This is a genomic window from Algibacter sp. L3A6 (genome assembly GCF_009796825.1).
Taxonomy (GTDB): Bacteria; Bacteroidota; Bacteroidia; order Flavobacteriales; family Flavobacteriaceae; genus Algibacter.
Genome location: NZ_CP047030.1, coordinates 688,009 through 709,456, shown reverse-complemented (window position 1 = coordinate 709,456; position 21,448 = coordinate 688,009). Strand labels below are relative to the sequence as shown.

Annotated in this window: 18 protein-coding genes and 5 tRNA genes; all 23 read left to right on the top strand. The window is 34.3% G+C overall.

From position 1 onward, the window contains the following. Positions 1 to 105 precede the first annotated feature (105 nt). The 23 genes from GQR98_RS02935 to GQR98_RS02825 all read left to right on the top strand — a co-directional run bounded on the left by GQR98_RS02935 (position 106) and on the right by GQR98_RS02825 (position 21,382). Positions 106 to 333 carry a PspC domain-containing protein gene (locus GQR98_RS02935; protein WP_042499311.1) on the top strand — a complete coding sequence of 76 codons (228 nt, stop codon included), beginning with the start codon at positions 106 to 108 and terminating at the stop codon, positions 331 to 333. 3 nt (positions 334 to 336) lie between these two features. After that, the gene (locus tag GQR98_RS02930) at positions 337 to 1,359 is read left to right on the top strand and encodes a potassium channel family protein (protein WP_159018201.1); all 1,023 of its coding nucleotides are present in this window, start codon (positions 337 to 339) and stop codon (positions 1,357 to 1,359) included. 125 nt (positions 1,360 to 1,484) lie between these two features. Continuing rightward, a complete protein-coding gene (locus GQR98_RS02925; protein WP_159018200.1) occupies positions 1,485 to 3,179 on the top strand; it encodes an alanine/glycine:cation symporter family protein in 1,695 nt (564 codons plus the stop codon). Positions 3,180 to 3,197: 18 nt separating this feature from the next. Then, positions 3,198 to 4,079, top strand: a complete 882-nt coding sequence (locus GQR98_RS02920) for a ComEA family DNA-binding protein (RefSeq protein WP_159018199.1) — start codon at positions 3,198 to 3,200, stop codon at positions 4,077 to 4,079. Next, entirely contained in the window at positions 4,079 to 5,245 is a 1,167-nt protein-coding gene (locus GQR98_RS02915; RefSeq protein WP_159018198.1) for an acyl-CoA dehydrogenase family protein, read from the top strand. The genes GQR98_RS02920 and GQR98_RS02915 overlap by 1 nt, the downstream gene beginning before the upstream one ends. Positions 5,246 to 5,634: 389 nt before the next feature. Continuing rightward, positions 5,635 to 5,829 (top strand): 30S ribosomal protein S21, encoded by a 195-nt coding sequence (rpsU, locus tag GQR98_RS02910; RefSeq protein WP_042499307.1) that lies wholly within the window; start codon positions 5,635 to 5,637, stop codon positions 5,827 to 5,829. 190 nt (positions 5,830 to 6,019) lie between these two features. Continuing rightward, positions 6,020 to 6,910 carry a tyrosine-type recombinase/integrase gene (locus tag GQR98_RS02905; protein WP_159018197.1) on the top strand — a complete coding sequence of 297 codons (891 nt, stop codon included), beginning with the start codon at positions 6,020 to 6,022 and terminating at the stop codon, positions 6,908 to 6,910. Between the two features lie 63 nt (positions 6,911 to 6,973). Further along, on the top strand, positions 6,974 to 7,276 hold the full coding sequence (hpf, locus tag GQR98_RS02900; protein ID WP_042499303.1) for a ribosome hibernation-promoting factor, HPF/YfiA family: 303 nt from the start codon (positions 6,974 to 6,976) through the stop codon (positions 7,274 to 7,276). A 253-nt stretch (positions 7,277 to 7,529) separates the two neighbouring features. Further along, a tRNA-Thr gene (locus GQR98_RS02895) sits at positions 7,530 to 7,603 on the top strand. A 62-nt stretch (positions 7,604 to 7,665) separates the two neighbouring features. Further along, positions 7,666 to 7,747: transfer RNA gene (locus tag GQR98_RS02890), tRNA-Tyr, on the top strand. Positions 7,748 to 7,884: 137 nt separating this feature from the next. Beyond that, a tRNA-Gly gene (locus GQR98_RS02885) sits at positions 7,885 to 7,957 on the top strand. Between the two features lie 85 nt (positions 7,958 to 8,042). Then, positions 8,043 to 8,114 (top strand) — tRNA-Thr (locus GQR98_RS02880). A gap of 64 nt (positions 8,115 to 8,178) precedes the next feature. Next, positions 8,179 to 9,366 carry an elongation factor Tu gene (tuf, locus tag GQR98_RS02875; protein WP_159018196.1) on the top strand — a complete coding sequence of 396 codons (1,188 nt, stop codon included), beginning with the start codon at positions 8,179 to 8,181 and terminating at the stop codon, positions 9,364 to 9,366. Positions 9,367 to 9,429: 63 nt separating this feature from the next. Then, positions 9,430 to 9,502: transfer RNA gene (locus tag GQR98_RS02870), tRNA-Trp, on the top strand. A 77-nt stretch (positions 9,503 to 9,579) separates the two neighbouring features. Continuing rightward, entirely contained in the window at positions 9,580 to 9,774 is a 195-nt protein-coding gene (gene secE, locus GQR98_RS02865; RefSeq protein WP_042499298.1) for a preprotein translocase subunit SecE, read from the top strand. Between the two features lie 9 nt (positions 9,775 to 9,783). Beyond that, a complete protein-coding gene (gene nusG / locus GQR98_RS02860) occupies positions 9,784 to 10,338 on the top strand; it encodes a transcription termination/antitermination protein NusG (protein WP_042499296.1) in 555 nt (184 codons plus the stop codon). A gap of 71 nt (positions 10,339 to 10,409) precedes the next feature. Further along, positions 10,410 to 10,847: a 50S ribosomal protein L11 gene (gene rplK / locus GQR98_RS02855; RefSeq protein ID WP_042505915.1), complete on the top strand. Its 438-nt coding sequence runs from the start codon at positions 10,410 to 10,412 to the stop codon at positions 10,845 to 10,847. Positions 10,848 to 10,867: 20 nt separating this feature from the next. Next, positions 10,868 to 11,557 (top strand): 50S ribosomal protein L1, encoded by a 690-nt coding sequence (rplA, locus tag GQR98_RS02850; protein WP_042499291.1) that lies wholly within the window; start codon positions 10,868 to 10,870, stop codon positions 11,555 to 11,557. A gap of 19 nt (positions 11,558 to 11,576) precedes the next feature. Then, positions 11,577 to 12,098 (top strand): 50S ribosomal protein L10, encoded by a 522-nt coding sequence (gene rplJ, locus GQR98_RS02845; protein WP_159018195.1) that lies wholly within the window; start codon positions 11,577 to 11,579, stop codon positions 12,096 to 12,098. 63 nt (positions 12,099 to 12,161) lie between these two features. Then, positions 12,162 to 12,536: a 50S ribosomal protein L7/L12 gene (gene rplL, locus GQR98_RS02840; RefSeq protein WP_159018194.1), complete on the top strand. Its 375-nt coding sequence runs from the start codon at positions 12,162 to 12,164 to the stop codon at positions 12,534 to 12,536. A 191-nt stretch (positions 12,537 to 12,727) separates the two neighbouring features. Then, positions 12,728 to 16,540 carry a DNA-directed RNA polymerase subunit beta gene (rpoB, locus tag GQR98_RS02835; protein ID WP_159018193.1) on the top strand — a complete coding sequence of 1,271 codons (3,813 nt, stop codon included), beginning with the start codon at positions 12,728 to 12,730 and terminating at the stop codon, positions 16,538 to 16,540. Between the two features lie 93 nt (positions 16,541 to 16,633). Next, a complete protein-coding gene (gene rpoC / locus GQR98_RS02830) occupies positions 16,634 to 20,935 on the top strand; it encodes a DNA-directed RNA polymerase subunit beta' (RefSeq protein WP_159018192.1) in 4,302 nt (1,433 codons plus the stop codon). A gap of 129 nt (positions 20,936 to 21,064) precedes the next feature. After that, entirely contained in the window at positions 21,065 to 21,382 is a 318-nt protein-coding gene (locus GQR98_RS02825) for a DUF3467 domain-containing protein (RefSeq protein ID WP_042499282.1), read from the top strand. Positions 21,383 to 21,448 lie beyond the last annotated feature (66 nt).

The following is a 21,448-nucleotide window of genomic DNA, read 5'->3' as shown; positions in this document are numbered from 1 at the left end:
AAGGATTTCAATATTTGACAGGGTATTGTTATTAATATTAAGAAAGCGTTAAATATTTCAACCTAATAGCTTTTAAACAAAAAAAGGAATCCTTAAATTGCAAGCATGAACAATATCTATAAACCCTTATTGTTTTTTCAGAAGCATGGTTATTACGTGTGTCAACGTATTGCCGATCGTTTTGGTATTCGCGCTAAAGTGGTGCGTACCTCTTTTATGTATGTAACGTTTGTAACGGTTGGTTTTGGCTTTGCTTTGTATTTATTTCTTGCTTTTTGGATGCGTATAAAAGATTTAATTTACACAAAACGCTCTTCGGTTTTTGACCTATAATTTATGAATCCATTAATAAGAATTTTTAGAACTAAAATATATACAGCCGTATTTTTGCTGGTTCTTATTCTACTCGTTGGCGTGTTTGGCTACATGATGATATCGGATTATACCGCTATCGATGCCCTTTACATGACGGTTATTACCATAACTACGGTCGGTTTTGGAGAAGTTGTACCGCTCGATAATAATTCCAAAATATTTACTATTTTTTTAATTTTAACTAGTATTGTAATTGTTGGTTACGCTTTATCTACCATTACCGAGTATATTTTAAGCAAAGACCACATTGAAGAATTAAAACAGAAAAAGATGCAAAAGAAAATTGATACGTTTGCCAATCATGTTATTATTTGCGGTTACGGTAGAAATGGAAAACAGGCAGCTGTAAAATTGGCTGCGCACAACCGATCTTATGTTATTGTTGAGAAGAACAAAGAAATGATTGAGAAGTTGGAGTTAGACGGCGCACCTTATGTTATAGGTAACGCTAATGAAGATGAAACGCTTGTGCAGGCTGGTGTAGATCGAGCAAGTTGTTTTATATCTGCTTTACCAAGTGATGCTGATAATCTATTTGTAGTGCTTTCAGCTAGACAAATTAACCCAAAAATTAATATAATAAGTCGTGCATCTCAAGAGTCATCTTATAGTAAGTTGAAGTTTGCAGGAGCCAATAATGTTATTTTACCAGATAAAATTGGTGGAGATCATATGGCATCTTTAGTTGTTGTTCCAGGACTTATGGAGTTTATTGATAACTTATCTATTGTCGGTAAATCGAATATAAATATAGAAGAAGTAGCTGTAGAAAAATTACATAGTAATAATATAGTTAAAACCATTCGCGATTTAGATTTACGCCGAAAAACGGGTTGTACCGTAATTGGTTATAAAGATGAAAACGGAGAATATATTGTTAACCCAGAAGCAGAATTAGAACTGGCGAAAAATTCTAAAATTATTGTTTTGGGACGTCCAGAACAAATTGAAGCATTAAATACAGAGTATAATATAGAGCAGTAATCATACGATTTTAGCGGTATTTTTTTTAAAATACCGTTTTTTTTTAGCATCTTGCTACTTTTTTGTGTCATTCTATAAGAGAATGAGCTAGTTTTTTGAAATTTAATTAACCAACATAATATCTTATGAAGAAATATCTTCTTTCAATTTTTACATTAATAGCACCTTTTTTAACATTTGCACAAGAGACAGCCGAGTTAGGTATAGATCAGCAAATAGACCAGGCGTTTAAACCGATTTCAGATTTTTTCTCGAACGTTATCTTCTTTCAAGTATTCGGTACCCCATTTGTTTTAATTCTTTTAGTAGTAAGTGCATTATTTTTTACTATTTACTTCGGTTTTCCAAACGTTAGATATTTTGGAAAGGCTATTAAAACGGTAAGAGGTAAATATGAAGATATTGAAAAGCATGGCGCTAAAGAACTTTATGGTGAAGGTGGTGTTGCTCAAGGTATAGATATCAATACAATAGATGATATAGAAGAGCATCTTGTTAGCGTTGAAAATGATTTAGCCGTAGATGGTGATATTGTTGATACCATTAGAGATGAAAGTAGCGAAGGTGAAGTAAGTCATTTTCAAGCATTGGCAACTGCAGTATCAGGTACTGTTGGTAATGGTAATATTGCAGGTGTAGCTTTAGCGATTGCACTTGGTGGTCCGGGAGCAACCTTTTGGATGATTATTTGTGGATTACTAGGGATGTCAACCAAATTTGTAGAATGTACTTTAGGTGTACATTATAGAGATGTTGGTGAAGATGGTACGGTTTACGGAGGACCAATGTATTATTTAAAGAAAGGCTTAAAGGAACGCGGTTTTGCTAAACTTGGAAAAGTGGCAGCGGTTGTATTTGCAATCTTTTGTATTGGAGGTTCTTTTGGTGGAGGTAATGCTGCACAATCAAACCAAGCTACAATTGTAATAAAAGATTTATTAGGATTAGAGAGTACTGGAGCTGGATTCTGGATTGGAGTTATATTAGCTTTTACTGTAGGTATCATTATTATTGGTGGTATTAAACGTATAGCATCTGTTACAGAAAAAGTAGTTCCATTTATGGCGTTATTATACATCATATGTTGTTTATACATCATTTTAAGTAATTTCACACTTATTGATGATGCTGTAGGTTTAATTTTAGAAGAAGCATTTAACCCAACAGCAATTGGTGTTGGTGGATTTATAGGTGTATTGTTAGTAGGTTTCAAGCGTGCTGCCTTTTCAAACGAAGCAGGAGCAGGATCTGCATCTATTGCGCATTCAGCGGTAAGAACAAAATATTCTGCTAGTGAAGGTTTAGTTGCCTTATTAGAGCCATTTATTGATACGGTTGTAATTTGTACTATGACAGCTTTAGTTATTATCATTTTTAACTTTGGCGGATTCTTTGAGTATGGAGATGTTACAGGACAAGGTGTTGCAATTATCAATGGCGAATCTTATGAGGGAGCAGGTATTACAGCAAAAGCCTTTGCAGAGTATATTCCTTACTCTAATGTGTTTTTAACTATTGCAGTGGTGCTGTTTGCAGTTTCAACTATGATCTCTTGGTCGTATTACGGTTTACAATCTTGGAAGTTTTTATTCGGAAGAGGTAAAGCTGCAGATTTAACTTATAAAATATTATTTTTAACTTTTGTAGTTATTGGAGCTGCTGCTAGTATGAAATCAATTTGGGATTTCTCAGATGCTATGATATTTGCAATGGTATTCCCTAATATGATAGGTCTTTACTTCTTATTCCCAGTTGTTAAAAAACAATTAAATAGATATTTAGGAGCTATAAAACTTAAAAAGGACGCGTTAGAAAACTAAAATCTAAAACTTTTATATATGAAATCCCATGTCACGTTTTCTAAAAACCAACGGCATGGGATTTTTTTATTGGCTCTACTCATCATTGCCTTACAATGTGTTTACTTTTTTGTTGATTTTTCGGGAGAAGACATTCAAACCAACAATGACGAGTTAGCAAAATTCACCAAAGAAATAGATTCGCTTAAAGCTATAGAGTTAGAAGCCCGTAAACCAAAAATATTCCCTTTCAATCCTAATTTTATTACAGATTACAAAGGTGCTACTTTGGGTATGAGTAATCTGGAAATAGACAGGCTTCTTAATTTTAGAAAACATGACCAGTGGATAAACTCATCCAAACAATTTCAAGAAGTCACGCAAGTCTCAGATTCTCTATTAAATAGTATATCTCCGTATTTTAAATTCCCGGAATGGGTAACCAACCCTAAAACGTTTAAATCATCCTATAGCAATTCATATAAAACCAAACCCAAAACTTTTGCTCAAAAACAAGATTTGAATACGGCTACGGCTAAACAGCTTCAAGCAGTGAATGGTATTGGCGAAGCTTTTTCAAAACGAATTATCAAATTCAGAAATAAATTTAAAGGTGGTTTTATAGCCGATGTGCAATTGCAAGATGTTTATGGCCTAACACCAGAAGTTATTCAGAAAATACAATTAGATTTCACGGTTAAAACACCGCGACATATTAATAAAATAAATTTAAATACGGCATCCGTAGATCAATTGGTTAACATACAACATATTGATTACGATTTGGCGCACCATATCATCGAGCAGCGTAGTTTACGAGAGGGATTTAAATCCTTTTCAGAATTACTAAAAGTAAAAGACTTTCCAGTAAATAAAATCGAGATAATTGAATTATATTTGCGAATTGACAACACAAACTAATGAATAGCATGTACTTTACAGAAGAGCACCAACTTTTTAGGAAAAGTCTTCAAGATTTTTTACAAAAAGAAGTTGTTCCACATATTGAAAAGTGGGAGCAAACGGGTCTAATAGATCGTTTTATTTGGAAAAAATTTGGTGATATGGGATTCTTCGGAATTAAATATCCTGAAGCTTATGGTGGTTTAGATTTAGATTTGTTCTATACTGTAATTCTGCTCGAAGAACTTCAAAAAATAAATTCAGGTGGTTTTGCCGCTGCTATTTGGGCGCATACTTATTTAGCCATGACGCATTTAAATGCAGAAGGCGATGAGGCGATAAAACAAAAATATTTAGTACCGAGTATTACTGGAGATAAAATAGGGTGTTTGTGTATTAGTGAACCTTTCGGCGGAAGTGATGTTGCAGGTATGCGCACCACTGCTGTTAAAAAAGGTGATAAATATATTATCAATGGTTCAAAAACATTTATAACAAATGGCGTTTTAAGCGATTACTTAGTCGTTGCGGTCAAAACAAGTCCAGAATTAGGTAATAAAGGCATTAGTATATTTGTGGTAGATCGTGAAACCAAAGGTTTATCGGCAACTAAACTTAACAAACTTGGATGGAGAGCATCCGATACAGGAGAAATAGCTTTTGATAATGTTGAAATCCCAGCAAATCAAATATTAGGCGAAGAAGATAAAGGTTTTGCATACATTATGCAGCATTTTGCGCTAGAGCGTTTAATTATGGGTATTAATGGCCATGCACGAGCAGAATTTGCGCTAGAATATGCTTTAAAATATATGAGCGAGCGTCAAGCCTTCGGACGTACTATTGATAAATTCCAAGCTTTACGCCATACCATTGCCGATTTATATACCGATATGGAAATGTGTAAAACATTTAACTACGCCGTAGCATATCGATTAAATAAAGGGGAATACGTAGTGAAAGAAGCTACCATGTCTAAGCTAAGGTCTACTAAAATGGCCGACGAGGTTATTTATCAATGTCTGCAATTTCTAGGTGGCTACGGCTACATGGAAGATTATCCAATGGCAAGACTCTTACGAGATAGTCGTTTAGGTCCAATTGGCGGCGGAACATCAGAAATTTTGCGAGAAATTCTAGCTAAAATCATCATCGATAAAAAAGAATACAAAGAAGCAACATAATTTATTTGGGCAAATTGCGCCTATTATAATTTGTGTTTTTTTAATATGGAAAGATTAATTTAAGGCGTAGTTTCTATTAAAACAGAATAGGGTTTCGGCGCAAACACGCTTTCCGCTATATCTTTTTTGAGCTTAATAAGGCTTAGTTTTATTAATACATTAGGCGAACATTTCAATTTTTCACATCTATTTATGTTTAGGGAAAGCACAAAAAAGGATGCCGCATCAATCGTTTTTGCAGGAAAATCTGCTTTCTAAGTGTTAAAAGATAGCGTGTGGTATATCTGCATAAAACAATTCAAAAAAAATATTTTAAATTTTAATTATTATTTAGAAATTATTATATATTTGCACCCTGAAAATTCTAAAAGAGAGGAGGTTAAGACACTATGTTAATAATACCAGTTAAAGAAGGAGAAAATATAGATAGAGCGTTAAAGCGTTACAAACGAAAGTTTGTAAAAACAACGGTAAAAAACCAGTTAAACACGCGTAAGCAATTTAACAAACCTTCTATTGTACGTAGAGCTCAGGTTCAAAAGGCTCAATACATCCAAGGATTAAGAGATGCAGAAGAAGTATAATTTCTGTTCTTTATAATATTAAATCCCGCAATTTGCGGGATTTTTTTTGTTTAAAAAAGTATCACGACATCAAGATGTTATGACGTTTACGTGATTTTTCGATATAAAAATCTTACTTTTTTGTTTGTGTTTCACTTCGAAGTGATGAAAAAACATTGTATATTTAAAAACAAATCATACCCCAAAATACATGCCTTTTCAATCCTTTACCGATTATCTCCTACTGGAAAAAAACTATTCGGTATTGACTGTAAATGCATATCAAGCAGATTTAAAAGCCTTTTCAAAATATATAGAAAAACAATTTGAAGATGATTCTATCAAAAATGTAAACTATTCGCAAATTCGTAGCTGGATTGTTTCTTTGGTAGAAAGTGGTATTTCCAATAGGAGTATAAACCGAAAAATTTCATCATTAAATACTTATTATAAATTTCTTTTAAAAGTAGGAGATCTTCAATTAAACCCATTAGCAAAACATCGCGCACTAAAAACAAGTAAAAAAATACAAGTGCCATTTTCTGAAACCGAAGTAGCAAACGTGTTAAACGAATTGAATTTCGGCACCGACTTCGAGAGCTTGCGTAATAAACTCATTATAGAGCTGTTTTATTCAACAGGCATTCGTAGAATAGAGTTAGTAGAGTTAGAACTCTCTCGATTTGATATCAGTAATAAAACACTTAAGGTTAAAGGGAAGCGAAATAAGGAGCGTATTATACCATTATTACCATCGGTTATTGAAAGCTGTAAAAGTTATTTAAAGGCCCGAAATGAATTGGAAGTACTTGTAGATTCTGACAGGTTGTTTTTAACCCAAAAAGGTGTTAAAATATATGAAACACTTGTTTACAGAGTAATTAATGAGTATTTTAGTTTAGCATCTTCAAAGGTTAAAAAGAGCCCACATATACTAAGGCATTCTTTTGCAACACATTTGTTAAACCAAGGTGCAGACTTAAATGCTGTTAAAGAGCTTCTTGGTCATTCAAGTTTAGCGGCAACACAAGTTTATACACATAATAGTATAGCCGAATTAAAAAAGGTGCATGTTAGCGCGCATCCTAGAAGTAAAAAATAAAGTAAACTAAGCTGAAGTTTTTAATTTCAACTTTAATAATTGTTTAACCAAAAAAACACAAGTATGAAAGTAAACACCCAATCCGTAAATTTTAACGCAGATCAAAAATTAATAGATTTTATCCAAAAACGAATGGACAAATTAGATTTGTTTTATGATAAGGTAATTAAATCGGATGTTTTTTTAAAGTTAGAAAACACCAGTGATAAAGAAAATAAAGTATTTGAAGCACGTGTAAGTGTACCAGGCGATAGTTTTGTTGTAAAAAAACAGTGTAAAAGTTTTGAGGAAGGTGCAGATATGGCCATAGCATCATTAGAGCGCCAATTAAAAAAACGAAAAGAAAAATTAAGAGCACATTTATAATATTTAGAACGATTTTATAGAAACAGTTTTGTTTTAGTGAAAAAAGAATGGAATACCCCGTTATTATTAAAGTAATCGCGTTTCAAGAATAGAAGAAATGAATCTAAAATACATGGTTTTTAATAGAATTTGAAAATAGTTTGAAATTCTATGTAAAATTTATTGAAAAAATGTTTTGAATATTTAAATAAATCTATACATTTGCAGTCCGTTAGAAATAGCGGACTTTTTTTATGCGTAAAAAAAGAAAAAAGCCGATGTAGCTCAGCTGGCTAGAGCAGCTGATTTGTAATCAGCAGGTCGTGGGTTCGAGTCCCTCCATCGGCTCTTTTAAAATTTGAATTCTAATTATTTAGAAATAAGAGTTTTAGATTGAAATATTGAATTTAGGGGAGATACTCAAGCGGCCAACGAGGGCAGACTGTAAATCTGCTGACTACGTCTTCGCAGGTTCGAATCCTGCTCTCCCCACAATTTTTAAGGATTAAGCGATTAATCTAAAAAGTTTATTGAAATATTGATAATACCCTTTAAAGATTTTTGTATCTATAAAAAAGAATTCTACTTTTGTAGAAATTCTAAATTTAGATTTGAAATTTTTAATTAATGCGAGAGTAGCTCAGTTGGTAGAGCGTCAGCCTTCCAAGCTGAATGTCGCCGGTTCGAACCCGGTCTCTCGCTCAAAGTTCCTGCGAAATCAGGAATCTCTTCTTTTAAAAAATCTTTTTTTAAGATAGATTGAAAGAATAGGGAATAAAAACTTTACGCCGGTGTAGCTCAGGGGTAGAGCGTTTCCTTGGTAAGGAAGAGGTCACGAGTTCAATTCTCGTCATTGGCTCTAAAGAAAAAATTAGAATACACTAATATTATTATATAACAAAGATTAAAATCATTTTAAAAACATGGCAAAGGCAACTTTTGATCGTTCAAAACCACACTTAAACATTGGTACAATTGGACACGTAGATCACGGTAAAACAACTTTAACTGCTGCTATTACTAAAGTATTAGCTGATGCAGGTTATTCTGAAGCAAGATCATTTGATCAAATTGATAATGCTCCTGAAGAAAAAGAAAGAGGTATAACAATTAATACATCTCACGTAGAGTATGCAACATTAAACCGTCATTACGCTCACGTTGACTGTCCAGGTCACGCGGATTACGTAAAGAACATGGTAACTGGTGCTGCACAAATGGATGGTGCTATCTTAGTAGTTGCGGCTACAGATGGTCCAATGCCACAAACTCGTGAGCACATCTTATTAGGACGTCAGGTAGGTATTCCTCGTATCGTTGTATTCATGAACAAAGTGGATATGGTTGATGATGAAGAATTAATCGAATTAGTAGACATGGAAGTTAGAGATTTATTATCTTTCTATGAGTACGATGGTGATAATGGACCTGTAATTGCTGGTTCTGCTTTAGGTGCACTTAACGGTGAACAAAAGTGGGTTGATACAGTATTAGAATTAATGCAAGCTTGTGACGATTGGATCGAAGAGCCATTACGTGAGGTTGATAAACCTTTCTTAATGCCTATCGAGGATGTATTCTCTATTACTGGTCGTGGTACTGTTGCAACTGGTCGTATTGAAACTGGTATTGCAAATACAGGAGATCCTGTAGAAATCATTGGTATGGGTGCTGAGAAATTAACATCTACTATCACAGGTATCGAAATGTTCCGTCAAATATTAGATAGAGGTGAAGCTGGTGATAATGCTGGTATCTTATTAAGAGGTATTGAGAAGTCTCAAATTTCTAGAGGTATGGTTATTGTTAAGCCAGGTTCTGTAACTCCACACGCTAAATTTAAAGCTGAGGTTTACATCCTTAAGAAAGAAGAAGGTGGACGTCACACTCCATTCCACAACAATTACCGTCCACAGTTCTACGTACGTACAACTGATGTAACTGGAAACATTGCGCTTCCTGATGGTGTTGAGATGGTTATGCCAGGAGACAACTTAACTATTACTGTTGAATTAATTCAAACAATTGCAATGACTGTAGGTTTACGTTTCGCAATTCGTGAAGGTGGTAGAACAGTTGGTGCTGGTCAGGTAACTGAAATTTTAGACTAATATAGTCCAAAGCATATAAAAAAAGTTAAGGTATTCCTTTTTTGGAATACCTTGACTTTATTTACGGGCGTAGCTCAGTTGGTAGAGCACTGGTCTCCAAAACCAGGTGTCGGGAGTTCGAGTCTCTCCGCCCGTGCAAAATATCAGAGATTAATAAATCTCAATGAAGTGTTTACACTAAGCATCTTTTAGATGTTGTAAAAAAAAGTAAAAATGGCTGGATTTGTAAATTATATAAAAGAATCATTTGGAGAACTTAAAAACAATGTAAGTTGGCCAACATGGGCAGAAGCTCAAAGTTTAACTATTTTGGTTGCTGTGTTTTCAATTATATTCTCTCTTGCAATATGGGGAGTAGATACAGTATTTAGTAATGTTATATCATTTTACTTTGATCTAATTAAATAAAAAAAAATTATGTCTGAAGTAAGTGAGAAAAAATGGTACGTAGTTCGTGCTGTAAGTGGTCAAGAGAACAAAATTAAGACATATATCGAGAATGAAATTGCTCGTTTAGGTCTTACTGATTATGTAGACCAAGTATTAGTACCTACAGAACGCGTTATCCAAATCCGTAACGGAAAAAAAATCCATAAAGAAAAAGTATTCTTCCCAGGATATATTATGGTACAAGCAAATTTAACAGGTGAAGTTCCTCATATTATTCGTTCAGTAACAAATGTTATTGGGTTTTTAGGTGAAACAAAAGGTGGAGATCCTGTGCCATTGAGACAGTCTGAAGTAAACAGAATGTTAGGTAAGGTTGATGAGTTGGCTGTTGAAGAAAGTTCTGTAGTAGCAATACCATACACAAAAGGAGAAACTGTTAAAGTAATTGACGGGCCTTTTAATGGATTTGATGGAACTATCGAAAACATAAATGAAGAAAAGCGTAAGCTTGAAGTAATGGTAAAAATCTTCGGAAGAAAAACACCATTAGAGTTAAGCTATATGCAAGTTGAAAAAGTATAACAGTGTTACATTAAGATAGATTAAACGTCTCGCTTCCAAAAGAGAGGTTTTTTCGAATTAAATTATTAAAAATGGCAAAAGAATTAAGTAAAGTAGTTAAGTTACAAGTTCGGGGAGGTGCTGCGAATCCGTCGCCACCGGTTGGACCCGCTTTAGGAGCCGCTGGTGTTAACATCATGGAGTTCTGTAAGCAATTCAATGCTAGAACCCAAGATAAAGCTGGTAAAGTATTACCAGTTGTTATATCTGTTTACAAAGACAAATCATTTGACTTTGTAATTAAAACTCCTCCAGCAGCAGTCCAGTTAATGGAAGCAGCTAAGTTGAAGAAGGGTTCTGGAGAGCCAAACCGTAAAAAAGTAGCTAAAGTATCTTGGGATCAGGTTAAAACTATCGCTGAAGATAAAATGGTAGATTTAAATGCATTTACTATCGAGTCTGCAATGAAAATGATAGCTGGAACTGCAAGATCAATGGGAATAACTGTAACAGGGCAATTCCCTAATTAATCTATTAAAGACATTAGAAAATGGCAAGATTAACAAAAAAGCAAAAAGAGGCTTTAGCAAAAATTGAAAAAGGGAAAGTTTATTCTCTTAATGAAGCATCTGCATTAGTAAAAGAAATTTCTAATACAAAGTTTGATGCATCAGTTGACTTAGCAGTACGTTTAGGAGTAGATCCACGTAAAGCTAACCAGATGGTGAGAGGTGTTGTTTCACTTCCTCATGGTACTGGTAAAGATGTAAAAGTATTAGCATTAGTAACACCAGATAAAGAAGCCGAAGCAAAAGAAGCTGGAGCTGATTACGTAGGTTTAGACGAGTATCTTGATAAAATCAAGAGCGGTTGGACGGACGTTGATGTAATTATCACTATGCCGAGTGTTATGGGTAAGTTAGGTCCTTTAGGACGTGTATTAGGCCCACGTGGTTTAATGCCTAACCCAAAAACGGGTACAGTAACTATGGATGTGGCAAAAGCTGTAACAGAAGTAAAAGCTGGTAAAATTGACTTTAAAGTTGATAAAACTGGTATTGTACACGCTGCTATTGGTAAAGCATCTTTTAGTGCTGATAAAATTGCAGGTAATGCAAATGAATTATTAACAACTTTAATGAAACTAAAACCAACAGCTTCAAAAGGAGTTTATGTAAAAAGCATTTTTATGTCTTCTACAATGAGCCCAAGTATCGCTGTTGATCCTAAAATTGGTTAATTAAGTTAAAACTTTTATTATGACAAGAGAAGAAAAATCACAAGTAATTGAGGAGTTAACTGCAGAATTAGCTAATAATGCAAATATCTATTTAGCTGATATTTCAGGATTAAATGCAGATACTACTTCAAATTTACGTCGTGCTTGTTTTAAAGCAAACGTAAAATTAGCAGTTGTTAAAAATACATTACTTGAGAAAGCAATGGAAGCATCAGAAAGAGATTTCGGAAACCTTCCATCTGTATTAAAAGGAAATACATCAGTGATGTATTCTGAAACAGGTAACGTACCAGCGAAACTTATTAAAACATTCCGTAAAAAATCTGATAAACCTTTATTAAAAGGTGCATTCATTGAGGAGTCTGTTTATATCGGTGACGATCAATTAGACATGTTAGTTGATATCAAGTCTAAAGAAGAGTTATTAGGAGAGATTGTTGGATTATTACAATCGCCTGCTAAAAACGTTATTTCAGCACTTAAATCAGGTGGTGGAACAATAGCTGGACTTATAAAAACACTTTCTGAGAGATCAGAGTAGTATTAAATAGTACGCACTTTATTACATTATATTATTATTAAAATTTATTAAAACGATAGAAAAATGGCAGATTTAAAAGATTTCGCAGAACAATTAGTTAACCTTACTGTAAAAGAAGTAAATGAGTTAGCAACTATATTAAAAGATGAGTACGGTATCGAGCCTGCTGCTGCTGCTGCAGTTGCTGTTGCTGGTCCTGCTGCTGGTGGAGAAGCTGAAGAAGCTCAAACTGAATTTGATGTTATTTTAAAAGCTGCAGGTAGCTCTAAGTTAGCTGTTGTAAAATTAGTTAAAGAATTAACTGGTTTAGGTTTAAAAGAAGCTAAAGGTTTAGTTGATGATGCACCAAGTGCAATCAAAGAAGGTGTAACTAAAGACGAAGCTGAAGCTTTAAAAGTATCTTTAGAAGAAGCTGGAGCAGAGGTTGAGTTAAAGTAAACTTAACATCTCAAGAACATAACGGTTTAGGTCTGGAGCACGCGCTACCAGACCTAGACCATTTTGTGTATAATAGTTTTTATACCAAAAGCAATACCCAAAACAACTCAAATTATTTGACTTGTTTTTTGCAGTTTAATTAGTGTTTTAAAGCACTATCATTATTTTTTTAATCATAATTCCGTCCATTGATGTTGTCAACACAAGCTGAAAGATTAAATTTCTCGTCTATTGTAAATAAGACAGATTATCCTGACTTTTTGGATATTCAGATAAAATCTTTTCAAGATTTTTTCCAATTAGAGACAAAATCTGAAGAAAGAGGTGATGAAGGTTTATATAATACCTTCATGGAAAACTTTCCTATCACCGATTCTCGTAATCAATTCGTTTTAGAATTTTTAGATTACTTCGTAGATCCACCAAGATACGCCATTGAAGAGTGTATTGAGCGTGGTTTAACATATAGCGTTCCGCTTAAAGCTAGGTTAAAGTTATATTGTACCGATCCTGAACACGAAGATTTTGAAACTATTGTTCAAGATGTTTATTTAGGAACTATTCCTTACATGACACCTTCTGGTACTTTTTGTATCAACGGTGCCGAGCGTGTGGTTGTATCTCAGTTACACCGTTCACCTGGTGTATTCTTCGGTCAATCTTTTCATGCTAATGGAACAAAATTATATTCAGCAAGGGTTATACCATTCAAAGGATCATGGATTGAGTTTGCTACCGACATCAATCAAGTGATGTACGCATACATTGATAGAAAGAAGAAATTACCTGTTACAACGCTTTTCCGTGCTATCGGTTTTGAGCGTGATAAAGATATTTTAGAGATTTTCGACTTAGCTGAAGAAGTTAAAGTATCGAAATCTGGATTAAAAAAGTATTTAGGAAGAAAATTAGCAGCCCGTGTATTAAATACATGGCATGAGGATTTTGTTGATGAAGATACTGGTGAGGTAGTATCAATTGAGCGTAACGAGATTGTGCTTGATCGTGATACTATTTTAGATAAAGACAACATAGAAGAAATTCTTGAAGTTGATGTTAAAACTGTTCTTTTACACAAAGAAAGTAATGAGCAAGGCGATTACGCTATTATTCATAACACACTTCAAAAAGATCCAACAAACTCTGAAAAAGAGGCTGTTGAACATATATATAGACAATTACGTAATGCTGAGCCGCCAGATGAGGAAACTGCTCGTGGAATAATTGATAAATTATTCTTCTCAGACCAACGTTACTCTTTAGGAGAAGTTGGGCGTTACAGAATGAACAAAAAATTACAGTTGGATATTGGTATGGATAAGCAAGTGCTTACCAAAGAAGATATCATAACGATTATAAAATACTTAATCGAGCTTATTAACTCTAAAGCAGAGATTGATGATATTGATCACTTATCTAACCGTCGTGTACGTACAGTTGGTGAGCAGTTATCTTCTCAATTTGGTGTTGGTTTAGCACGTATGGCTCGTACTATTCGTGAGCGTATGAACGTTCGTGATAACGAGGTGTTTACTCCAATAGATTTAATTAATGCTAAGACATTATCGTCTGTTATTAATTCTTTCTTCGGAACAAACCAGTTATCTCAATTTATGGATCAAACCAATCCATTAGCTGAGATTACACATAAGCGTCGTTTATCGGCTCTTGGACCAGGTGGTCTTTCGAGAGAGAGAGCAGGGTTCGAGGTTCGTGATGTTCACTATACACACTACGGCCGTTTATGTCCAATTGAAACTCCTGAGGGACCAAATATTGGTCTTATATCTTCACTTTCAGTATTTGCTAAAGTGAACTCAATGGGATTCATTGAAACACCATATAGAAAAGTAACTGATGGTGTTGTTGATATTGTTAACGAACCAACTTATTTAAGTGCAGAAGAAGAAGAAGAAAAATTAATCGCACAAGCAACTGTTAAGGTTGATGAAAACGGTAAAATTTTACATGATAAGGTAATTGCGCGTATGGAAGGTGACTTCCCTGTTATCGAGCCTACTAGGTTAGATTATACGGATGTTGCACCAAACCAAATTTCGTCTATCTCGGCTTCTTTAATTCCTTTCTTAGAGCATGATGATGCGAATAGAGCCCTTATGGGATCTAACATGATGCGTCAAGCAGTGCCTTTATTAAGAGTAGATGCACCAATTGTTGGTACAGGTTTAGAGCGTCAAGTAGCTTCAGATTCACGTGTTTTAATTAACGCAGAAGGAAGAGGTGAAGTTCTTTATGTTGATGCTAATGAAATTAAAATTAGATACGACCGTACTGAAGATGAAGCTAAGGTAAGTTTCGATAGCGATATTAAGACTTATAAATTAGTGAAATTCCGTAAAACGAATCAAGGTACTTCTATCAACCTTAAACCAATTGTGGTTAAAGGAGATATAGTTGCTAAAGGTCAAGTTTTATGTGAAGGTTATGCAACTCAAAAAGGTGAATTAGCTCTTGGTAGAAATATGAAAGTAGCCTTTATGCCTTGGAAAGGGTATAACTTTGAGGATGCCATCGTAATTTCAGAAAAAGTAGTTCGTGAAGATATATTTACATCTATTCATATTGATGAGTATTCTTTAGATGTTAGAGACACAAAATTAGGTAACGAAGAGTTAACTAATGATATTCCTAACGTTTCTGAAGAAGCTACTAAAGATTTAGATGAAAACGGAATGATCCGTATTGGAGCAGAGGTTAAACCTGGTGATATCTTAATTGGTAAAATTACGCCAAAAGGGGAATCTGATCCAACTCCGGAAGAAAAATTATTACGTGCTATCTTTGGTGATAAAGCAGGTGATGTTAAAGATGCTTCGTTAAAAGCGTCTCCTTCATTACATGGTGTTGTTATCGAGAAGAAATTATTCGCAAGAGCGGTAAAAGATAAGCGTAAAAGAGCTCAAGATAAAGATGATATCTTAGCTTTAGAAGCGCAATATGATAGAAAGTTTGAAGATTTAAAAGATGTTTTAATCGAAAAGCTTTTCAATATTGTAAACGGAAAAACTGCTCAAGGTATTTTTAATGATTTAGGTGAAGAAGTATTACCAAAAGGTAAAAAATTCACACTTAAAATGTTAAATGCTGTTGATGATTATGCGCATTTAGTGTCTGGAAAATGGACAACTGATGAGCACACAAATACATTAGTTGCCGATTTAATTCACAACTATAAAATTAAAGAGAACGATTTACAAGGATCTTTACGTCGTGAGAAGTTTACGATTTCTGTAGGTGATGAGTTACCAGCAGGAATTATCAAACTAGCTAAAGTTTACATCGCTAAAAAGCGTAAACTTAAAGTAGGTGATAAAATGGCAGGGCGTCACGGTAACAAAGGTATTGTTGCTCGTATCGTTCGTCAAGAAGATATGCCATTCTTAGAAGATGGAACGCCAGTTGATATTGTATTAAATCCATTAGGTGTACCGTCTCGTATGAATATTGGTCAAATTTATGAAACAGTTCTTGGATGGGCTGGTCAAAAATTAGGTCGTACTTATGCAACGCCAATCTTTGATGGTGCAACTATAGAACAAATTAACGGATTTACAGATGAAGCTGGAATTCCAAGATACGGACATACTTATTTATATGACGGTGGAACAGGTAAGCGTTTCGATCAACCAGCAACAGTTGGTGTGATTTACATGCTTAAACTTGGACACATGGTTGATGATAAGATGCACGCACGTTCTATTGGACCTTACTCATTAATTACACAACAACCATTAGGTGGTAAAGCACAATTTGGTGGTCAACGTTTTGGTGAGATGGAAGTTTGGGCACTTGAGGCTTATGGAGCATCAAGCACCTTACGAGAAATTTTAACTGTAAAATCTGATGATGTTATTGGTAGAGCCAAAACTTACGAAGCTATCGTAAAAGGAGAACCAATGCCAGATCCAGGATTACCAGAATCATTCAATGTATTAATGCATGAATTGAAAGGTTTAGGATTGGATATCAGATTAGAAGAGTAAAAAAATAGTTGGCAGTTAACAGTCAACATTAAATAGACTATTTTTTAGACTAAATAATGTTGACTGAGAACTCAAACTGAAGACTTAAAAAACATGGCAAGAAAACAAGATAAGAATACAGTAAAGAGGTTTAATAAAATCTCAATTGGTTTAGCATCACCAGAATCTATTTTAGCAGAATCTAGAGGTGAGGTTTTAAAACCAGAAACTATCAATTATCGTACGCACAAACCAGAAAGAGATGGTTTGTTCTGTGAGCGTATCTTCGGTCCTGTAAAGGATTATGAGTGTGCTTGTGGTAAATATAAAAGAATACGTTACAAAGGGATCGTTTGTGACCGTTGTGGTGTAGAAGTAACAGAAAAGAAAGTACGTAGAGATAGAGTAGGGCACATTAACTTAGTGGTTCCTGTAGCTCATATCTGGTATTTCCGTTCTTTACCAAACAAAATTGGATATTTATTAGGGTTACCATCTAAGAAATTAGATATGATTATTTACTACGAACGTTATGTAGTAATTCAACCAGGTAATGCTAAAAATGAAGAAGGTGAACCATTACAAAAAATGGATTTCCTTACGGAAGAAGAATACTTAAATGTTCTTGAGTCACTTCCACAAGATAATCAGTATTTAGATGATGAAGACCCTAACAAGTTTTTAGCTAAAATGGGTGCTGAGTGTTTAATCGATTTATTAGCTCGTATTGATTTACAAGCTTTATCATATGAATTACGTCATAAAGCGAATACTGAAACGTCTAAACAACGTAAAACAGAAGCTTTAAAGCGTTTACAAGTTGTTGGAGCCTTAAGAGATTCTAATAAAAATAGAGAAAATCGTCCAGAATGGATGATTATGAAGGTTGTGCCAATTATACCGCCAGAATTACGTCCTTTAGTGCCGTTAGATGGTGGTCGTTTTGCAACTTCAGATTTAAATGATTTATACCGTCGTGTAATTATCCGTAACAACCGTCTTAAAAGATTGGTTGAGATAAAAGCACCAGAAGTTATTTTACGTAATGAAAAACGTATGCTACAGGAATCTGTAGATTCGTTATTTGATAATACACGTAAATCATCTGCTGTAAAAACGGATTCTAATAGACCATTAAAATCATTATCAGATTCATTAAAAGGTAAGCAAGGACGTTTCCGTCAAAACTTACTTGGTAAGCGTGTTGATTATTCTGCACGTTCGGTAATTGTTGTTGGTCCAGAATTAAGATTATTTGAATGTGGATTGCCTAAAAATATGGCGGCTGAGTTATACAAGCCTTTCGTAATTAGAAAACTAATTGAAAGAGGTATTGTAAAAACAGTAAAATCTGCAAAGAAAATTATAGATAAAAGAGAACCAGTGGTTTGGGATATCTTGGAAAACGTTCTTAAAGGACATCCGGTATTACTAAACCGTGCGCCTACTTTACACCGTTTGGGTATACAAGCTTTTCAACCAAAATTAATTGAAGGAAAAGCAATTCAATTACACCCATTAGCATGTGCGGCATTTAATGCCGATTTTGATGGTGATCAGATGGCAGTTCACTTACCGCTTGGACCAGAAGCAATATTAGAGTGTCAAATGTTAATGTTGGCCTCTCATAATATTTTAAATCCAGCAAACGGTGCACCAGTAACTGTACCTTCTCAGGATATGGTACTTGGTTTATACTACATGACTAAGTTACGTACTTCTACTGCAGAAGTAAAAGTAAAAGGTGAAGGTTTAACATTCTATTCTCCAGAAGAAGTAGAGATTGCTTTTAATGAAGGAAAGGTGGAATTAAATGCTGGTATCAAAGTAAGAACTATTGATATTAATGAAGATGGTAAGTTAGACAGAATGATTGTTGAAACTACTGTTGGTCGTGTGTTATTTAACCAACACGTGCCACAAGCAGCAGGGTTCATCAACCAAGTATTAACTAAAAAATCTTTAAGAGATATTATTGGTGATATTCTTAAGGCAACATCTGTTCCTGAATGTGCTGATTTCTTAGATAGTATTAGAACATTAGGATTTAAGTTTGCATTCCAAGGTGGATTATCATTTAGTTTAGGTGATATTATTATCCCACCAGAAAAGCAAAGTATGATTGATAAAGCTAATGGTTTAGTTGACGGTATTACTGGAAACTATAACATGGGGCTTATTACAAATAATGAACGTTATAACCAAGTTATTGATATTTGGACATCTACAAATGCTGAATTGACAGAATTGTCAATGAAACGTATTAGAGAAGACAAACAAGGGTTTAACTCGGTGTTTATGATGCTTGACTCTGGAGCAAGGGGATCTAAAGAACAGATTCGTCAGCTTACAGGTATGCGTGGATTAATGGCGAAACCTAAAAAATCTACAGCTGGTGGTGGATCTATTATTGAAAATCCAATTCTTTCTAACTTTAAAGAAGGACTTTCAATTTTAGAATACTTTATCTCTACTCACGGTGCTCGTAAAGGTCTTGCGGATACAGCTCTTAAAACAGCCGATGCAGGTTACTTAACACGTCGTTTAGTAGATGTTTCTCAAGATGTTATTATTAACACTGAAGATTGTGGAACATTAAGAGGTGTAGAAGTTGAACCATTGAAGAAAAATGATGAAGTTGTTGAAACTTTAGAAGAAAGAATCGTTGGTCGTGTATCTTTAAATGATGTTTATAATCCATTAACAGAAGAGTTGTTAGTATCAGCTGGTCAGTTAATCGAAGATGATATCGCTAAAACCATTGAAGCTTCTCCAATTGAGAGTGTAGAAGTACGTTCTGCATTAAGTTGTGAGGCTTTAAAAGGTATTTGTGCTAAATGTTACGGACGTAACTTAGCTACGGGTAAAATGGTACAACGTGGTGAAGCTGTAGGTGTAGTTGCTGCACAATCTATTGGAGAACCAGGTACACAGTTAACACTTCGTACATTCCACGTAGGTGGTATTGCAGGTAACATTTCAGAGGAAAATAAATTAGTTGTTAAATTTGATGGTGTTGCAGAAATTGAAGATTTAAAAACAGTTAAAGGAAAAGATAACGAAGGAAACGATATTGATGTTGTAATCTCTCGTACATCTGAACTTAAACTTATTGATAAGAAAACAGGTATTGTATTAAGTACAAATAACATTCCTTATGGTTCTACGATTATTGTTAAAAATGGTCAGAAACTAGTAAAAGGTGATGTAGTTTGTACATGGGATCCATATAACGGTGTTATTGTTTCAGAATTTGCTGGTAAGGTGAAGTATGAAAACATTGAGCAAGGTATTACATATCAAGTTGAAATTGATGAACAAACTGGTTTCCAAGAAAAAGTGATTTCTGAATCTAGAAACAAAAAGTTAATTCCAACACTTCATATTGAAGATAGTAAAGGAGAGACAATACGTTCTTACAATTTACCAGTTGGAGCTCACTTAATGATTGACGACGGTGAAAAAGTTATAGTTGGTAAAATTTTAGTGAAAATACCGCGTAAATCTTCTAAAGCAGGAGATATTACAGGTGGTCTACCTCGTGTAACAGAATTATTCGAAGCACGTAACCCATCTAACCCTGCAGTTGTTAGTGCTATTGATGGTGTTGTTTCTTTCGGAAAAATTAAACGTGGTAATCGTGAGATTATAATAGAGTCTAAAACAGGAGATATTAAGAAATACTTAGTGAAATTATCAAGTCAGATTCTTGTTCAAGAAAATGATTTCGTAAAAGCTGGTATGCCTTTATCTGATGGTTCTATTACACCTAATGATATTCTAAATATCAAAGGCCCATCTGCAGTTCAACAATACTTAGTTAACGAAGTACAAGAAGTATATCGTTTACAAGGTGTGAAAATTAATGATAAACACTTCGAGGTTGTAGTACGTCAAATGATGCGTAAAGTTAGAATTATTGATTCTGGTGATACTATATTCTTAGAAGATCAATTAGCTCATAAAGCAGATTTCATATTAGAAAATGATGATATTTTCGGAATGAAAGTTGTTGAAGATGCTGGAGATTCAATTAACTTAAAACCTGGTCAAATTGTTTCGCCTCGTGAGTTAAGAGATGAAAACTCTATTTTACGTAGAGAAGATAAAACACTAGTTTCTGCTAGAGATGCGCAGCCAGCAACGGCTACTCCAATACTGCAAGGTATTACTAGAGCATCACTTCAAACTAAATCGTTTATCTCTGCAGCTTCTTTCCAAGAGACAACTAAAGTACTTAACGAAGCAGCAGTAGCTGGTAAGATAGATGCTTTAGAAGGCTTGAAAGAAAATGTAATTGTTGGACATAGAATTCCTGCAGGTACAGGTATGAGAAGTTATACTGATATTATAGTTGGTTCTAAAGAAGAATTCGACGAAATGATGCAAGTAAAACAAGAGTTAAATTATAACTAGTATTTGTTATTCCCGCGAAGGCGGGAATCTATAAAATAAAAGCCTTCATGCATTAAGTTGTTTGAAGGCTTTTTTATTAATAAAAATAATAAGGCTCCTTCTAAAAAAGGAGCAAAAAACACAATTTCAATGGCAAACGAAAAAGAAGCTCCTAAACAAGGGCAAATAAATATCGAGTTAGATGAAAAAGTAGCAGAAGGTACTTACTCTAACTTAGCGATTATAAATCATTCGGTTTCCGAATTTGTAGTCGATTTTGTAAACATCATGCCAGGTGTTCCAAAAAGTAAAGTAAAATCTCGTATTATTTTAACACCGCAACACGCTAAACGTTTATTGAAAGCGCTAAGTGAAAATGTAACACGTTTTGAGAGCGCACACGGAGAGATTAAAGACTATGAGCAACCTCCAATACCATTAAATTTTGGTCCAACAGGACAGGCATAATTGATATTGATTCATAAAAAAAAGCAACTTATTTTAAGTTGCTTTTTTTTTGTCCTATAATTTTTG

What these genes read in the sequence shown, in the direction of transcription:
- GQR98_RS02935 (WP_042499311.1), top strand. Translation starts at nt 106, where the DNA reads ATGAACAATATCTATAAACCCTTATTGTTTTTTCAGAAGCATGGTTAT.
- GQR98_RS02930 (WP_159018201.1), top strand. Translation starts at nt 337, where the DNA reads ATGAATCCATTAATAAGAATTTTTAGAACTAAAATATATACAGCCGTA.
- GQR98_RS02925 (WP_159018200.1), top strand. Translation starts at nt 1,485, where the DNA reads ATGAAGAAATATCTTCTTTCAATTTTTACATTAATAGCACCTTTTTTA.
- GQR98_RS02920 (WP_159018199.1), top strand. Translation starts at nt 3,198, where the DNA reads ATGAAATCCCATGTCACGTTTTCTAAAAACCAACGGCATGGGATTTTT.
- GQR98_RS02915 (WP_159018198.1), top strand. Translation starts at nt 4,079, where the DNA reads ATGAATAGCATGTACTTTACAGAAGAGCACCAACTTTTTAGGAAAAGT.
- rpsU (WP_042499307.1), top strand. Translation starts at nt 5,635, where the DNA reads ATGTTAATAATACCAGTTAAAGAAGGAGAAAATATAGATAGAGCGTTA.
- GQR98_RS02905 (WP_159018197.1), top strand. Translation starts at nt 6,020, where the DNA reads ATGCCTTTTCAATCCTTTACCGATTATCTCCTACTGGAAAAAAACTAT.
- hpf (WP_042499303.1), top strand. Translation starts at nt 6,974, where the DNA reads ATGAAAGTAAACACCCAATCCGTAAATTTTAACGCAGATCAAAAATTA.
- tuf (WP_159018196.1), top strand. Translation starts at nt 8,179, where the DNA reads ATGGCAAAGGCAACTTTTGATCGTTCAAAACCACACTTAAACATTGGT.
- secE (WP_042499298.1), top strand. Translation starts at nt 9,580, where the DNA reads ATGGCTGGATTTGTAAATTATATAAAAGAATCATTTGGAGAACTTAAA.
- nusG (WP_042499296.1), top strand. Translation starts at nt 9,784, where the DNA reads ATGTCTGAAGTAAGTGAGAAAAAATGGTACGTAGTTCGTGCTGTAAGT.
- rplK (WP_042505915.1), top strand. Translation starts at nt 10,410, where the DNA reads ATGGCAAAAGAATTAAGTAAAGTAGTTAAGTTACAAGTTCGGGGAGGT.
- rplA (WP_042499291.1), top strand. Translation starts at nt 10,868, where the DNA reads ATGGCAAGATTAACAAAAAAGCAAAAAGAGGCTTTAGCAAAAATTGAA.
- rplJ (WP_159018195.1), top strand. Translation starts at nt 11,577, where the DNA reads ATGACAAGAGAAGAAAAATCACAAGTAATTGAGGAGTTAACTGCAGAA.
- rplL (WP_159018194.1), top strand. Translation starts at nt 12,162, where the DNA reads ATGGCAGATTTAAAAGATTTCGCAGAACAATTAGTTAACCTTACTGTA.
- rpoB (WP_159018193.1), top strand. Translation starts at nt 12,728, where the DNA reads ATGTTGTCAACACAAGCTGAAAGATTAAATTTCTCGTCTATTGTAAAT.
- rpoC (WP_159018192.1), top strand. Translation starts at nt 16,634, where the DNA reads ATGGCAAGAAAACAAGATAAGAATACAGTAAAGAGGTTTAATAAAATC.
- GQR98_RS02825 (WP_042499282.1), top strand. Translation starts at nt 21,065, where the DNA reads ATGGCAAACGAAAAAGAAGCTCCTAAACAAGGGCAAATAAATATCGAG.